Here is a 15,878-nt window from a genome sequence, read left to right as displayed (position 1 = left end):
CAAGGTGCCAACCGTGAGCGTGAACAACCCTCTTCTGCAGTCCTACGACCTGCCGCCGTTCTCCACGATCCGTGCCGAACACGTCCTGCCAGCCATCGAAACCATCCTGGCCGACAACCGCGCCGCCATCGCCGAGATCCTCAAGAGCCAAGGCCAGAACCCTACCTGGGCCGGCCTGGTATTGGCGATGGACGAACTCAATGATCGCCTCGGCGCAGCCTGGAGCCCGGTCAGCCACCTCAACGCCGTGTGCAACAGTGCCGAACTGCGTGAAGCCTACGAGTCGTGCCTGCCAGCATTGAGCGCCTACTCCACCGAGATGGGCCAGAACCGCGAACTGTTCCAGGCCTTCGAAGCGCTGGCCAACAGCCCGGAAGCCGCCGGTTTCGACGTCGCGCAAAAAACTATCCTGGAACATGCCCTGCGTGACTTCCGTCTATCGGGCATCGACCTGCCGGAGGCCGAACAGAAGCGCTACGCCGAAGTGCAAAGCAAGCTGTCCGAGCTGGGCAGCCGTTTCTCCAACCAGCTGCTCGATGCCACTCAAGCGTGGACCAAGCACATCACCGACGAAGCCGTCCTCGCCGGCCTGACCGATTCGGCCAAGGCGCAAATGGCTGCAGCGGCCCAGGCCAAGGACCTCGATGGCTGGTTGATCACCCTGGAATTCCCAAGCTACTACGCGGTGATGACTTACGCCCAGGACCGTGCGCTGCGCGAAGAAGTCTACGCCGCCTACTGCACCCGCGCCTCGGATCAAGGCCCGAATGCCGGTCAGAACGACAACGGTCCGGTGATGGAAGAAATTCTCGACCTGCGTCAGGAGCTGGCAAAACTCTTGAGCTTCGCCAGTTTCTCCGAGTTGAGCCTTGCTACCAAAATGGCCGAGTCCAGCGATCAGGTGCTGAGCTTCCTGCGCGATCTGGCCAAACGCAGCAAGCCGTTCGCCGCCCAGGATCTGCAACAACTGCGCGCCTACGCCGCCGAGCAGGGTTGCGCTGATCTGCAAAGCTGGGATGTGGGTTTCTACGGCGAAAAACTTCGCGAACAACGCTACAGCGTCGCCCAGGAAACCCTGCGCGCCTACTTCCCGATCGACAAGGTTCTCGGTGGTCTGTTCGCCATCGTCCAGCGTCTGTACGGCATCGAGATCGCCGAGCAGAAAGGCTTCGACACCTGGCACCCGGATGTTCGCCTGTTCGAAATCAAGGAAAACGGCCAGCACGTCGGCCGCTTCTTCTTCGATCTGTATGCCCGCGCCAACAAGCGTGGCGGTGCGTGGATGGACGGCGCCCGCGACCGTCGCCGTACTGTCGACGGCGTGCTGCAAAGCCCGGTCGCCAATCTGGTGTGCAACTTCACCCCGGCCGACAGCGGCAAGCCTGCGCTGCTGACCCACGATGAAGTGACCACGCTGTTCCACGAATTCGGCCACGGCCTGCATCACCTGCTGACCCGCGTCGAGCATGCCGGCGTGTCGGGCATCAACGGCGTGGCGTGGGATGCGGTCGAGCTGCCGAGCCAGTTCATGGAAAACTGGTGCTGGGAACCGGAAGGCCTCGCGCTGATTTCCGGTCACTACGAAACCGGCGAAGCGCTGCCTCAGGACCTGCTGGAAAAAATGCTCGCGGCGAAGAACTTCCAGTCCGGCCTGATGATGGTGCGTCAGCTGGAGTTCTCGCTGTTCGATTTCGAACTGCATGCCACTCACGGTGATGGCCGCAGCCCGCTGCAAGTGCTCGAAGGCGTACGTGACGAGGTGTCGGTGATGCGTCCTCCGGCCTACAACCGCTTCCCCAACAGCTTCGCGCACATCTTCGCCGGCGGTTACGCGGCGGGTTACTACAGCTACAAGTGGGCGGAAGTGCTGTCGGCCGATGCGTTTTCGAAATTCGAAGAAGACGGTGTGCTCAACGCTGAAACCGGTCGCGCCTTCCGTGAAGCGATTCTGGCGCGCGGCGGCTCGCAAGCGCCGATGGTGCTGTTCGTCGACTTCCGTGGCCGTGAGCCATCGATTGACGCACTGTTGCGTCACAGCGGCCTGACCGAGGGCGCGGCAGCATGAGTGAGGGGCCAGTGATCACCAAAAAACGCTTTATCGCCGGGGCTGTCTGCCCGGCGTGCAGCGAGCCGGACAGACTGATGATGTGGAACGAGGACACCGTGCCCCACCGCGAATGCGTGGCCTGCGGTTACTCCGACACGCTGAACGAGCAAGGGCTGTCGGTTCCAAAGGAGCTGGGCACGCGGGTCAACACCAGCGCGCTGAAACCGCCAGCGGACAAGAAAGTCCAGGCAGTGCAGTTTTTCCCTAATCCGAAACTTGCGAAAAAGCCTGACGAGCAACATTGAGTCAGTACCACCTTCCACCGATCAGCGGTGGAAGGTGGTAACTATCTACCGCCCTTCCCCTGCGCTTCCTGCCTAGGCTGGCCCTTTCAGCCAACCCTCAAGGAAGACGTCATGCCTGACACCAATCCGCTTTTACAACACTGGTCATTGCCCCCGTGGTCGGACATTCGCGCCGAGCATCTGCTGCCCGCCATCAACGTGATCGTTGCCGAAAACCAGCAGATCATTGCCCAAGTGATCGCCAGCCAGACCGAGCATCCAAACTGGGATGATCTGGTGGTGGCCATCGATTCGGCCGATGCGCGCCTGACGGAAGCAGTGGGCATTATCGACACGCTATCGAAGGTCAAATCCGACGACGCCGACTGGCTCAGGGAAAGCGCGTTGTGCAGCCACGCTGCAGGCCAATACATAGACGACAAGACCGCCAATCTCGAGTTGTACCGCACCTATCAACGCCTGGCGCAGAGTGCGGTTGCCGCCAGTTTCGATAATCAGCGCAAAGCCTCGCTGGCGAAGATTCTGCGCAGTTTCCGCTTGTCCGGTATCGAACTCCAACCCGCGCAACAGCAAAAACTTGCCCGCCTGAACCGGGATATCCGGAATCTGGAGCAATTGTTTCAAAGCAATCTGGAACTGGCCAACGCCGCGTGGAGCAAGCGCATCAACGACATCACGCTACTTCAAGGCCTGTCTGTCGAGGTACAGGCACGTCTGGCACTCAAGGCGAAAACGGCTGGATACAGCGGCTGGTTGCTCACGCTGGATCAGAACACCTACCGACAAATCATGACTCATGCGCAAAACCGCGCGCTGCGCGAAGAGTACTTCACGGCCTGGATCAACCGCGCGTCTGATCGAGGCCCGCAGGCAGAAAAACTCGACAACGATCCGGTCCTGTCGGTGCTGGTCGCGTTGCGCCATGAAAAAGCCCAATTATTGGGCTTCGAGAATTTCGTCGAGTTGCGCCTGGCAGACCGTATGGCCACATCCCCGGCGCAAGTCAGTGCGTTTATACGCCAGCAAATGGTACTGAATACGCCGCATCTGCTGAGTGATACGCAGGTGCTGAAAGCCTTTGCGCTCACCCTGGGGTATGCAGATATCCAGCCGTGGGATGAGGAATTTCTCGCCGAGCAATTACGCCTGCAACAATTGAACGGGGCGCTAAAAGGCTTGCGCCAGTATTTTTCGCTTGATGACACATTGCGTAAACTCTGCCGGTTCTGCGAGCACCTGTTTGGCATCACCATCGTCGAGCAGACAGCACTCAGCCACTGGCATGACAGCGTCCGACTGTTGGATGTCAGCGAGCACGGGCAAGTGATCGGGCACATCTACGTTGACCCTTTCCACCGCGAAGACGCCACTGACTTTGCGTTCACCTCCGTGTTACGCATTCGCAGCATCAATGCCGAGGGCCGACCAGCGCTGCCGATCGCTTGCCTGAATTGCAATTTCCCGCCTGCCACCGAAGCGCACCCGTGCCTGCTCTCCCACGAAAACCTGCGGGTGCTGATTCACGAGTTCGGCCATTGTTTGCAGCATGTGCTGACGCGCTCGCCCCATCGCAACCTGGCGGGGATCTCTCAACTGGGACGCGACACGGCGGAATTCGCCGGTCAGCTGTTCGAGCATTGGTGTCAGTCGCCAGACTTTCTGCTGTGGCTGGGGGCGCATTACCAGAGCGGCGAACTTCTTACAGCGGCGCGAGTCAACACCGCACTGGCTGCGCTTGGCGCCCAGACCAGTCGATCCACCACCCTACTGCTGCTGACGGCGTTGTTTGATCTGGAGTTGCATCGCAGCCATGGTGATGGCCGCAGCATCGAACAGGTGTTCAAAGATGTGCGACGCGAGATGCCGCACCTGCGACTGTCGGGTTATCACCGTTTCGCCTTTGGCTTTGATTACCTGGTGACCGGTTACGAAGCGTCGGTCTATGCCTACAAGTGGTCAGGGGTGCTGGCGACCGAAGCGTTCAAGCGGTTCCAGCGGGACGGGGTTTTCAACCCGCAAGCGGGCCGCGCTTTTCGCGAGGCGTTCTTTGCCCCTGGCGACTCCGGCTCGTTGCTGACCGCGCTGGAAGCCTTTCTCGGCCAACCGGTCGACCCGCAACTCTTTGCAGCCACCACCGATTGATCACTTCAGATTAACCGTCTGAAACCAGCTCTTCAGCGAACAGGTCGCAAACGCGCTGGTGCTGCAATCACCATTGGCCAGCGCGGTACGCAGCTTGTCGACATCAGCCTGCATCACATAGCGCACGCTGTCGCGGAAGTGGCCGCTTTCACCAAAACCACCTTGGGTCATTTCGTTCAGAGCGTCCTCTTTGCTCCAGCCTTGCACCACTACGCGGTACATCGCGGCCATCAGCCCGGTGCGGTCGGAACCGTGCTTGCAGTGCATCAACACCGGGCCACTGGCCTCGGCTTCCTGAATCGCACGCAGGGTCTTGAGCACATCACTGTCGTCGACGTGGTTGGTGCGATACGTTAATTGCACCTGATGAATGCCGGGCGTGGACAGCCAGTTGCTATCGGCTTCGGGCAGGAAGTTGATGACCGTGGCCACTTTCAGATTCTTCAATAACGGCACGGCACCGTCGTCGGGCAACGCGCTGCGGTACAGCGTTGGCGACATCTGGAACAGGTTGTATTGCACTTCAATCGGCTGCGCCCATTGCGCAGGACGAAGGGCCTCAGGCTCGGAAGCCTGTGCCGGAAACAACTGCAGGAGCATTACAAGCGACAAGCACACAGCAGGAAAAAGATGCACTCGGGACATGCTGGATTAACCGTATCGGGATTTTCAGTGACAGGAGCCTCAGCGTCGCGGTTTGACGGTCAAAGCCCCGTGAGCCGGGTGTCAAAGAAGCGTGAATCGGCATTCTTTCCTCAACCCTCACCGCGCAATTCCAGTCTTTTTTGCGCTTTATCGATTCATCCAGATGCTTAGCCTGCTACCATTTGTCACATCTTGTTGCAGACACGTCCCCCTTTTACGGGTCAAACCGGCCACGTCGCGACAGCAAATCCTCAAGCCGTTCGCAGAAACGGTTGACCAATCTTGATGCCTGATGAGGTGCAACCCAATGTCTGATGAAAATCGAGACAACCCGCGGCGTGATTTTTTACGCAAATCCCTGACCCTGATTCCAGTGGTCACCCTCGCCGGCACCGGTTTGGGCAGCAGTGTCCTGCATGCCTCGCCTGAAGCCGCTCCGGCCACACCCGCGGCGCCACCGGCTCGCGCTGACGCGGGCGTTTATCAGCCGAGCTATTTCACCGCAGAGGAATGGGCCTTCATCAATGCCGCCGTGGCGCAGTTGATTCCCGCCGATGCTCAAGGCCCAGGTGCGATCGAAGCGGGTGTGCCGGAATACATCGATCGTCAGATGAACACGCCCTACGCTGCCGGAGCCCTCTGGTACATGCAGGGTCCGTTCAACGCTGAAGCGGCGCCGGAGATGGGTTGGCAGAGCAAATTGGTCCCTAAAGAGATCTATCGTCTCGGCATCGCCGCCACGGATCAGTGGACAAAAGCCCTCAACGGTAAAACATTTGCCGAGCAAGACAGCGCTACCCGAGACGATTTGCTCAAGCAACTCGAAGCCGGCAAACCGCAGTTCGATAGCGTCCCGGCGAAGATCTTCTTCAACCTGCTGCTGCAAAACACCAAAGAAGGGTTCTTCTGCGACCCGATCCATGGCGGCAATAAAGGCATGGTCGGCTGGACCATGATCGGCTTCCCCGGCGCCCGCGCCGATTTCATGGATTGGGTGGAACGCAACGAGCAATACCCCTTCCCGGCAGTTTCGATTCGCGGCGAGAGGGCGTGAGCATGGCAACCGTACTGAAGAAGGTCGACGCAGTGATCGTCGGTTTTGGCTGGACTGGCGCGATCATGGCCAAGGAACTGACCGAAGCGGGCCTCAACGTGCTGGCGCTGGAGCGCGGGCCGATGCAGGACACGTACCCCGACGGCAACTATCCGCAGGTGATCGACGAACTCACCTACAGCGTGCGCAAAAAACTCTTTCAGGACATCTCCAAAGAGACCGTCACCATTCGCCACAGCGTCAACGACATCGCCCTGCCGAATCGCCAGTTGGGTGCGTTCCTGCCGGGCAATGGCGTCGGCGGCGCCGGGCTGCACTGGTCGGGTGTGCACTTTCGCGTCGACCCAATCGAGTTGCGCATGCGCAGCCACTACGAAGAACGCTACGGCAAAAGCTTCATTCCCAAGGACATGACCATTCAGGACTTCGGCGTCAGCTATGAAGAGCTTGAGCCGTTCTTCGATTATGCCGAAAAAGTCTTCGGCACTTCGGGCCAGGCCTGGACCGTCAAAGGTCAATTGGTCGGTCAGGGCAAGGGTGGTAACCCTTACGCGCCGGACCGCTCGAACCCTTTCCCGCTGGAAGCGCAGAAGAACACGGTTTCCGCACAGCTGTTCGGCAAGGCAGCCACAGAGGTTGGCTACAAACCCTACAACCTGCCTTCGGCAAATACTTCAGGGCCGTACACCAATCCCTACGGCGCGCAGATGGGCCCATGCAACTTCTGCGGATTTTGCAGCGGCTACGTTTGCTACATGTATTCCAAAGCTTCGCCGAACGTGAACATCCTGCCGGCGCTCAAACCGTTGCCGAATTTCGAGCTGCGGGCCAATTCCCATGTGCTGCGGGTCAATCTCGACAGCAGCAAAACCAAAGCCACCGGCGTCACCTACATCGATGCGCAAGGTCGGGAGATCGAGCAACCGGCGGATCTGGTGATCCTCGGCGCGTTCCAGTTGCACAACGTGCGACTGATGCTGCTCTCCGGGATCGGCAAGCCTTACGATCCGATCAGCGGCGAAGGCGTGGTCGGGCGCAACTTCGCTTACCAGAACATGGCAACGATCAAGGCGTTCTTCGACAAGGACACCCACACCAACAACTTCATCGGGGCCGGCGGTAACGGTGTGGCGCTGGATGATTTCAACGCCGATAACTTCGACCACGGCCCGCACGGCTTCGTCGGCGGCTCGCCGATGTGGGTCAACCAGGCCGGCAGCCGACCGATTGCCGGCACCTCGAACCCGCCCGGCACGCCGGCCTGGGGCAGCGCATGGAAACGCGCGACCGCCGATTACTACACCCACCAGGTGTCGATGGACGCCCACGGCGCGCATCAGTCCTACAGAGGTAACTACCTCGATCTCGATCCGGTGTACCGCGATGCCTACGGCTTGCCGCTGCTGCGCATGACCTTCGACTGGCAGGAAAACGACATCAAGATGAACCGCTTCATGGTCGAGAAAATGGGCAAGGTCGCCGAAGCGATGGGCCCGAAAGCCATTGCGGTGATCGGCAAGAAAGTCGGCGACCACTTCAACACCGCGTCCTACCAGACCACCCACCTCAACGGTGGCGCGATCATGGGCACCGATCCGAAGAAGAGCGCGTTGAACCGTTACCTGCAGAGCTGGGACGTGCACAACGTCTTCGTTCCGGGCGCCTCGGCATTCCCGCAAGGCCTGGGCTACAACCCGACCGGTCTGGTCGCGGCGTTGACCTATTGGTCGGCGAAGGCGATCCGCGAGCAATACCTGAAAAACCCCGGCCCGCTGGTTCAGGCTTAAGGAGCGATGACCATGAAGAAGTTTGTTATCGCGTCCCTTGCGCTGCTCGGCAGTGCTGCTTTGCAAGCGGCCGAAGTCGATCAATCCTTGATCAAGCAGGGTGAATACCTGTCCCGCGCCGGTGACTGCGTGGCTTGCCACACCGCGAAAAACGGCAAGCCGTTCGCCGGGGGCCTGCCAATGGAAACCCCGATCGGCACGATCTACTCGACCAATATCACCCCGGATAAAACCGGCGTCGGTGATTACAGCTTCGAGGACTTTGATCAGGCAGTGCGTCATGGCGTCGCCAAAAACGGTAGTACGTTGTACCCGGCGATGCCGTATCCGTCCTACGCCCGTGTCAGCGAAACCGACATGAAAGCGTTGTACGCGTACTTCATGCACGGCGTGCAACCCGTCGCGCAAGAGAACAAGGCCAGCGACATTCCATGGCCGTTGAGCATGCGCTGGCCGCTGATGGGCTGGCGCTGGATGTTTGCGCCGAAGGTCGAGGACTACAAGTCGACGTCAGATGACCCGGTGATTGACCGTGGGGCGTATCTGGTCGAAGGGCTCGGACATTGCGGCGCCTGCCATACGCCACGGGCCCTGACCATGCAGGAAAAATCCCTGAGTGCGGCCGATGGCAGCCACTTTCTGGCCGGCAGCGCGCCGCTGGAAGGCTGGATCGCCAAGAATCTGCGTGGCGATCACAAGGATGGACTCGGCAGCTGGAGCGAGGAGCAACTGATGCAATTCCTCAAGACCGGCCGCAGTGATCGCAGCGCCGTGTTCGGCGGCATGAGCGATGTGGTCACCCACAGCATGCAGTACATGACCGACGCCGACCTGACGGCGATTGCGCGCTATCTCAAGTCATTGCCGGCCAATGATCCGAACGATCAGCCACACCAATACGACGCGACAGCCGCCAAGGCCCTGTGGAACGGTGATGACAGCCAGCGCGGCGCCTCGGTGTACATCGACAACTGCGCGGCATGCCATCGCACCGACGGTCACGGTTATACCCGTGTGTTCCCGGCGCTGGCAGGCAACCCGGTGTTGCAATCAGACGACCCGACCTCGCTGATTCACATTGTGCTCAAGGGCGGTACATTGCCCGCGACGCACACTGCGCCATCGACTTTCACCATGCCTGGTTTTGCATGGCGGTTATCGGATCAGGAAGTCGCGGACGTGGTGAGCTTCATTCGTGGTAGTTGGGGCAACAAAGGCGCGCCGGTCTCGGCCAAAGACGTCGCGGGACTGCGTACCGACGATATGAAAACAACGTCTGGCAATGATCTTGGTCAGGTAACTAGCCACAACTAAAAACATAAAACCCTGCATGAATCATTCATGCAGGGTTTTTGTTGAAACTTGTCGTGATGACCAATGCTTCAAGAAGCCATTCAAGGATTGACGATACTCACATAAGCCTTGGCCAATGCCTCCAACTTGGCCTTGTCATCACTATCAATATCGCCGTCGCCGTCCACGTCCTTCTTATCGGTGCGGATGGTGAACGACTTGCCACGATCGCTGGACACCGCGACAACATAAATCGAATCGACCAAGGACTCGGTCGACAGCTGCTCCTCCGCGTCCCAGCCCAGTTCCTTGCGAGCAAGTTGCAGCGAAACAATGGTATTGGGCTCAGATTGGCTCGGCAGCATCATTTGCAGAAAAACACCACGCTGATTGAGAAACGACATAAATTAAATCCTTTTATAATTAATACACAGGCATCAGTGCCGGTAAGTTGCGAAGGCTATATTTGATAACTTCCCTTCACAACCAAACATATGTTTCCCGGGTTGTCTCTGGTTCTAACTATTTATATAAACAGCGAACAGAATCGCGAGAATGATCCGCGGCGGTTTTTCTGTGGCCGAACGGTACTGGATCGTCCCGGCCCTGCTCATATACTGTATGCATATACAGACACGAGGTTCGCCCAATGATCAGCCCTCTCCCCCCTCGCGGTCGCGGCACCGCGACCAACCCGCACAACCGCTTCGCGCCAAACCGCTCGGTGGCGGAGGACGACGGCTGGTACCAGGAAGTGCCCGAAACGCAAAACACCGAGGTGATGATCGAAACCGCAAAAACCATCATTACCCGCAACACTTCGCCCGACCTGCCCTTTGATCGCTCCATCAATCCCTATCGCGGCTGCGAGCATGGCTGCATCTATTGCTACGCTCGGCCCAGCCACGCCTATTGGGACATGTCGCCCGGGCTGGACTTCGAAACCAGGCTGATCGCCAAGACCAACGCCGCGCAGGTGCTGGAAGAACAGTTGAGCAAACGCGGCTATCAATGTGCACCGATCAACCTGGGTTCCAATACCGATCCGTATCAGCCGATCGAACGCGAACATAAAATCACCCGTCAGATCCTCGAAGTGCTTTTGCGCTATCGGCATCCGGTAACCATCGTCACCAAGGGCTCGCTGATCCTGCGCGATCTCGACTTGCTGACCGAACTGGCGCAGCAGCGACTGGTGGCCGTGATGATCAGCCTCACGACGCTGGACGACGAACTCAAACGCATCCTCGAACCGCGCGCCGCAGCGCCCAAGGCGCGGTTGCGGGCGATCCGGGTGATGCGCGAAGCGGGCATTCCGGTCGGTGTGCTGTGTTCACCGATGATTCCGATGATCAACGACAGCGAGATCGAAGGCCTGCTCACCGCAGCCCACGCTGCCGGTGCGCAAAGCGCTGCGTACATGATGTTGCGCCTGCCGCTGGAGGTGGCGCCGTTGTTCGAGGAATGGCTGCAAGCGCACTATCCGCAACGGGCGGCACACGTGCTGAGCCTGATTCGCCAGAGCCGTGGCGGTGAGCTTTATGACAGCCGTTTCGGTGCGCGCATGCGGGGCGAAGGGCCGTTCGCCGATCTGCTCGCCCAGCGCTTTGCCAAGGCGATCAAGCGTCTTGGCCTCAATCATCGCGAAGGCTACAACCTCGATTGCACGGCCTTCTGTCCGCCGGGTCGCCAGATGTCGTTGATTTAGCGACAATTGACTTATGATCGAGGGGTTGGAAACCTTCCGCCGAAAACCTCAGTCACGTTTTTTGTGACCTGGAACACACGTTCTAGAGCGTTTGATTCAGTTTGAGTTAAGTTTCGGCGGCTACCTTGTTCATCGAGTGACTGACGGGTCGGGATGACCCGGATGTTTTAAACAGCCACTGGCTTCATACCGGAATACCGGGGCAAGACTCCCTGAATCCGCCAAAGAGGATGAATCATGAGTGACAAGGATAAACAGCCGCTGGCTGCGTCGGCGCAAACCCCTGAAGCGGAATCCGCCGATGCAGCGCTGCGACAGATCGTAGACGGCTTTTTACATTTTCATCATGAGGTCTTCCCGCAGCAGGAAGAACTCTTCAAGAAACTCGCCACGGCACAAGCGCCCAAGGCGATGTTCATCACTTGCGCCGACTCGCGCATCGTTCCCGAACTGATTACCCAGAGCTCGCCCGGCGATCTGTTCGTGACGCGTAACGTCGGCAACGTCGTGCCACCTTACGGCCAGATGAACGGCGGCGTTTCCACTGCCATCGAATACGCGGTACTGGCGCTGGGCGTGCAGCACATCATCATCTGCGGCCACTCCGATTGCGGCGCCATGCGTGCGGTGCTCAACCCCGATAGCCTGGAAAAAATGCCGACGGTCAAAGCCTGGTTGCGCCACGCTGAAGTCGCGAAAACCATGGTGCATGAGAACTGTCACTGCGCCGACGAAAAAGAAAGTATGCCGATCCTCACCGAGGAAAACGTCATCGCCCAATTGCAGCACTTGCGTACCCATCCCTCGGTAGCCTCACGCATGGCGAACGGTCATCTGTTCATCCATGGCTGGGTCTACAACATCGAAACCAGTGAAATCAAAGCTTACGACGCGGATCAGGGCCGTTTCCTGCCGCTCGATGGCAGCCATCCGATTCCGGTGGCGACGCCCAAAGCGCGCTTCTAAATCTTCCTGACAATCTGTGTGGTTTGACGCCGGCCGCTGTTTCAGCGGCCCGGCCTCGCCACGCCTGAAGAAAACTTCGGGAGAATCACCATGCGTGCTGCTCAATTGAAAGCTGTGTTGCCACGGGAGCTGCTCGCATCCGTGGTTGTGTTTTTGGTCGCCCTGCCGTTGTGCATGGGCATTGCAATCGCTTCAGGGTTGCCGCCAGCGAAGGGTTTGATCACCGGAATCATCGGTGGTCTGGTGGTGGGTTGGCTGGCGGGTTCACCGTTACAGGTCAGCGGGCCGGCGGCGGGTCTGGCGGTTTTGGTGTTCGAACTGGTGCGCCAGCACGGTATCGAGATGCTCGGGCCGATTTTGCTACTCGCCGGTTTCCTGCAACTGGTGGCCGGGCGACTGAAGCTCGGCTGCTGGTTTCGGGTCACGGCGCCAGCGGTGGTCTACGGCATGCTTGCCGGGATTGGCGTGTTGATCGTGCTGTCACAGGTGCATGTGATGCTCGATGCGTCGCCGAAACCTTCCGGGCTGGATAACCTCACGGCATTCCCCGCCGCAGTGGCGCAAGCCTTGCCTTCGTTTGGCTGGCAGGCCGGGCTGCTCGGGTTGTCGACGATTGCGGTGATGTGGCTGTGGGAGAAATTCCGCCCGCACTCGCTGCGGTTCGTTCCCGGCGCATTGCTCGGTGTTGGCCTGGCGACGGGCGCCAGTCTGCTGCTGGCGTTGCAGGTGAAGCGGGTTGAGGTGCCGGCGAATCTGGCGGAAGCCATCGACTGGTTGAAACCGGCAGACCTGCTCAGTCTGGCCGATCCGACGCTGCTGATCGCCGCGTTCGCCGTGGCGTTTATCGCCAGCGCGGAAACCCTGTTGTCGGCCGCCGCGGTAGACCGCATGCACAATGGCGTGCGTTCGGACTTCGACCGCGAACTCTCGGCGCAAGGTGTCGGCAACATGCTCTGCGGTCTGCTCGGCGCTTTGCCGATGACCGGGGTGATCGTGCGCAGTTCGGCCAACGTCCAGGCCGGTGCTACCACACGTTACTCGACGATCTTCCACGGTCTGTGGCTGCTGGCGTTCGTGCTGTTGCTGTCGAGTGTGCTGCAAAGCATTCCGGTGGCGAGTCTGGCGGGTGTGCTGGTGTATACCGGCTTCAAACTGGTCGACCTGAAAGCTTTCCGTGGTCTGAGCCGTTATGGGCGGATGCCGATGTTCACCTACGCCGCCACGGCGCTGGCGATCATCTTCACTGACCTGCTGACCGGTGTGCTGATCGGTTTTGGTCTGACGCTGGTGAAACTGGCCTTCAAGGCCTCACGCCTGAAGATCAGCTTGATCGACCTGCCGCCGGAAGGGGAAATGGAGTTACGCCTGATCGGCGCGGCGACCTTCCTCAAAGTACCGGCGCTGACCCAGGTGCTGAACACCATTCCAGCAGGCTCGACGGTGCATGTGCCGCTCAATAATCTGAGCTACATCGACCATTCATGTCTGGAGTTGCTGGAAGAATGGGGCCGGGCGAATGCGGCCAAGGGGTCGAAACTGGTGATCGAGTCGCGTGGGTTGAAGCGACGGCTTGAAGGCAGGGTTCGCACAAACACCGGGATTGGCTCAGCCGCTTAGGATCAAAAGATCGCAGCCTTCGGCAGCTCCTACAGGGTGAAATACCATCTCATGTAGGCGCTGCCGGAGGCTGCGATCTTTTAAGGTTCAGGCAGCGGGCTGATCCAGCTCCAGACCCACACCCAGGCGGCGACCCATGCACGGCCAGCGTTTCCACGCCGCACCCGTTTCCGGGCTGCTGAGTTTTTCGCGGTAGATCTCTACCGATTCCAGCGCAAAGCTTTCGTCGTTGAGCATCTCGTCGATGGCGTGATGTACGGCTTCGTCCAGTTGGTTGGCAAATTCCTCACCGATCAACTGGTGAGCAATCAAGTTGGCGACCGTCATGTCCAAGGGGATCAAGGGCTGGCCGAAATGCTTGATGTACAGGTCATTGACCTCTTCGACAAAACGGTGCGCCAGGTAGGCTTCGTCCAGCAGGCTGTCCAGGCCAACGTGGCCGGCCATGATGGCTGGCGGCTGGAGGAAGTACTGCTCGGCGATTCTGAGCACCGGTTTGATCTGCGATTCAATTCCCGCTTCCCTGGCGACTTCATTGGCTGCATCCAGCAGGTCCGGTACTTCATCGATGTAGGCGGCGACAAAACGCGTCAGCACACCATTGGCGTCGGCTTCCGGCAATTGGATCGCCGGGTGTAAATGAGGCAGCTTGCTTTCCAGCTGACGGGTCAGCAGGCCGGTTTCTTTCTCGTGCTGTTGGGCTTTTTGGATCTGCTCGCGCAATGCGGCGGTGTTCATGAAAACTCCAGGGAACAAGGCAGTGAAATAGGGAAGACATAAGTTAGCTGGCTTACGAAAAATGCTAAGACGCATTTGTCATAATTATTTCATCCTTGATGCGCCCGCGTTATATCTGTTTGCCACCACTCGTCTGCATCCTTCTCCATTCCTGCCCTTGAACGCAAGTGCTCCCTGTTTCACATCATTTACGAGCAGACATTGCAATTCTCAGTCGCTGTCTATACTCGCCAGTGAATGGAGTTAGCTGATGACGCCCGACTGCACCCGCAGCAAGGCTCGGCGATTCAAGTTCGTAGTCTGATGCAGCCGCTCCCTTGCCGCAGGCGTTACGCCTCCGGGATAACAAGAACGATAAGGGGAACCCGCAATGATGCGACATCCACACGTCTGGATGGGCCTCCTGTTGTGGTCGATTTTCAGCCCGGCCAATGCGGCCTGGACTGTGAATATGGCGCCTGGAGCGACTGAAATCAGTCACGCAGTATTCGACCTGCACATGACCATTTTCTGGATCTGTGTGGTGATCGGGGTCATCGTCTTCGGCGCCATGTTCTGGTCGATGATGGTGCACCGCCGTTCTACCGGGCAAGTCGCCGCAAAATTCCACGAAAGCACCACCGTCGAAATTCTCTGGACCGTCGTACCGCTGCTGATTCTGGTCGCGATGGCCGTGCCGGCGACCGCCACCCTGATCAAGATGTACGACAGCAGTGAGCCGGATATCGATATCCAGATCACCGGTTATCAGTGGAAGTGGCATTACAAATACCTGGGCCAGGACGTCGAGTTCTTCAGCAACCTGGCCACTCCCGCCGAGCAGATCCAGAACAAGGAAGCCAAGGGCGAGCATTACCTGCTTGAGGTCGACAAGCCGCTGGTGCTGCCGACCGGCGCCAAGGTCCGCTTCCTCGTGACCTCCGCTGACGTGATCCATTCCTGGTGGGTGCCGGCCTTTGCGGTCAAGCGCGACGCGATTCCGGGGTTCGTCAACGAAGCCTGGACCCGCGTCGACAAACCGGGCATTTACCGTGGCCAGTGCGCCGAACTGTGCGGCAAGGATCACGGCTTCATGCCGATCGTGGTCGAGGTCAAGGATAAGGCCGACTACGAAACCTGGCTCGCCGAGCGCAAAGCCGAGGCTGCGCAGCTCAAAGAGCTGACCAGCAAGGAATGGACCCTCGACGAGCTCAAGGAGCGCGGCGACAAGGTCTATCACACCGCTTGCGTCGCCTGTCACCAGGCCGAAGGCCAGGGCCTGCCGCCGATGTTCCCGGCGCTCAAAGGCTCGAAAATCGCCACCGGCCCGATCAAGGATCACCTGAGCATCGTCTTCCACGGTAAACCCGGCACCGCCATGGCGGCGTTCGGCAAGCAGTTGTCGGAAGTCGATATCGCCGCCGTTGTGACCTACGAACGTAATGCGTGGGGCAACAACAAGGGCGACATGGTGACGCCAAAAGAAGTGCTGGAGCTGAAACAGGCGGAAAGCAAATGAGCCGGTCTATTGCGTACTTCGTGAATCGGTCGGGGCTCCGCGCCCCGGCCCGCCCCGTCCACTCGCTTGAAGGAGACC

At 59.1% G+C, this 15,878-nt stretch carries 13 protein-coding genes; 10 read left to right on the top strand and 3 right to left on the bottom strand.

Annotated elements, in window-relative coordinates; all coding sequences use genetic code 11:
- The first annotated feature begins 13 nt into the window (after nt 1–13).
- The 3 genes from prlC to H8B20_RS12895 all read left to right on the top strand — a co-directional run bounded on the left by prlC (nt 14) and on the right by H8B20_RS12895 (nt 4,494).
- On the top strand, nt 14–2,065 hold the full coding sequence (gene prlC / locus H8B20_RS12905; protein WP_342345708.1) for an oligopeptidase A: 2,052 nt from the start codon (nt 14–16) through the stop codon (nt 2,063–2,065).
- A complete protein-coding gene (locus H8B20_RS12900; RefSeq protein WP_042556987.1) occupies nt 2,062–2,352 on the top strand; it encodes a YheV family putative zinc ribbon protein in 291 nt (96 codons plus the stop codon). The genes prlC and H8B20_RS12900 overlap by 4 nt, the downstream gene beginning before the upstream one ends.
- A gap of 111 nt (nt 2,353–2,463) precedes the next feature.
- Nucleotides 2,464–4,494 carry a M3 family metallopeptidase gene (locus H8B20_RS12895; RefSeq protein WP_210623336.1) on the top strand — a complete coding sequence of 677 codons (2,031 nt, stop codon included), beginning with the start codon at nt 2,464–2,466 and terminating at the stop codon, nt 4,492–4,494.
- Here H8B20_RS12895 and H8B20_RS12890 read toward each other — a convergent pair whose 3' ends face one another.
- Nucleotides 4,495–5,139, bottom strand: a complete 645-nt coding sequence (locus H8B20_RS12890; protein WP_210623335.1) for a phosphatase domain-containing protein — start codon at nt 5,137–5,139, stop codon at nt 4,495–4,497.
- 307 nt (nt 5,140–5,446) lie between these two features.
- Here H8B20_RS12890 and H8B20_RS12885 point away from each other — a divergent pair, with 307 nt between their 5' ends.
- From H8B20_RS12885 to H8B20_RS12875, 3 genes are read left to right on the top strand one after another with little or no spacing between them, the layout of a single operon-like run.
- Nucleotides 5,447–6,193, top strand: coding sequence for a gluconate 2-dehydrogenase subunit 3 family protein (locus H8B20_RS12885; RefSeq protein ID WP_042556984.1), 747 nt, complete (start codon nt 5,447–5,449; stop codon nt 6,191–6,193).
- A gap of 2 nt (nt 6,194–6,195) precedes the next feature.
- Nucleotides 6,196–7,980, top strand: a complete 1,785-nt coding sequence (locus H8B20_RS12880) for a GMC family oxidoreductase (RefSeq protein WP_210623334.1) — start codon at nt 6,196–6,198, stop codon at nt 7,978–7,980.
- 12 nt (nt 7,981–7,992) lie between these two features.
- A complete protein-coding gene (locus H8B20_RS12875) occupies nt 7,993–9,294 on the top strand; it encodes a c-type cytochrome (RefSeq protein WP_210623333.1) in 1,302 nt (433 codons plus the stop codon).
- A gap of 80 nt (nt 9,295–9,374) precedes the next feature.
- On the opposite strand, the gene H8B20_RS12870 is transcribed toward H8B20_RS12875, so the two are convergent.
- Nucleotides 9,375–9,677 carry a hypothetical protein gene (locus tag H8B20_RS12870; RefSeq protein ID WP_210623332.1) on the bottom strand — a complete coding sequence of 101 codons (303 nt, stop codon included), beginning with the start codon at nt 9,675–9,677 and terminating at the stop codon, nt 9,375–9,377.
- A gap of 245 nt (nt 9,678–9,922) precedes the next feature.
- On the opposite strand from H8B20_RS12870, the gene H8B20_RS12865 reads away from it, so the two are divergent.
- From H8B20_RS12865 to H8B20_RS12855, 3 genes are all read left to right on the top strand, one after another.
- Entirely contained in the window at nt 9,923–10,981 is a 1,059-nt protein-coding gene (locus H8B20_RS12865) for a PA0069 family radical SAM protein (protein ID WP_210623331.1), read from the top strand.
- 237 nt (nt 10,982–11,218) lie between these two features.
- Entirely contained in the window at nt 11,219–11,947 is a 729-nt protein-coding gene (locus H8B20_RS12860) for a carbonic anhydrase (protein ID WP_047299211.1), read from the top strand.
- A gap of 90 nt (nt 11,948–12,037) precedes the next feature.
- Nucleotides 12,038–13,564 carry a SulP family inorganic anion transporter gene (locus H8B20_RS12855; protein ID WP_210623330.1) on the top strand — a complete coding sequence of 509 codons (1,527 nt, stop codon included), beginning with the start codon at nt 12,038–12,040 and terminating at the stop codon, nt 13,562–13,564.
- An 87-nt stretch (nt 13,565–13,651) separates the two neighbouring features.
- Here H8B20_RS12855 and H8B20_RS12850 read toward each other — a convergent pair whose 3' ends face one another.
- On the bottom strand, nt 13,652–14,302 hold the full coding sequence (locus H8B20_RS12850; protein WP_210623329.1) for a hypothetical protein: 651 nt from the start codon (nt 14,300–14,302) through the stop codon (nt 13,652–13,654).
- A 370-nt stretch (nt 14,303–14,672) separates the two neighbouring features.
- Between H8B20_RS12850 and coxB the strand changes: the two genes are divergently transcribed.
- Nucleotides 14,673–15,800: a cytochrome c oxidase subunit II gene (gene coxB, locus H8B20_RS12845; protein ID WP_042556975.1), complete on the top strand. Its 1,128-nt coding sequence runs from the start codon at nt 14,673–14,675 to the stop codon at nt 15,798–15,800.
- Nucleotides 15,801–15,878: the final 78 nt, after the last annotated feature.

Source organism: Pseudomonas sp. P42 (genome assembly GCF_017973755.1).
Lineage (GTDB): Bacteria > Pseudomonadota > Gammaproteobacteria > Pseudomonadales > Pseudomonadaceae > Aquipseudomonas > Aquipseudomonas iridis.
Note: the sequence above shows the minus strand (reverse complement) of the source record. Positions and strands in the feature narration are given on the sequence as shown.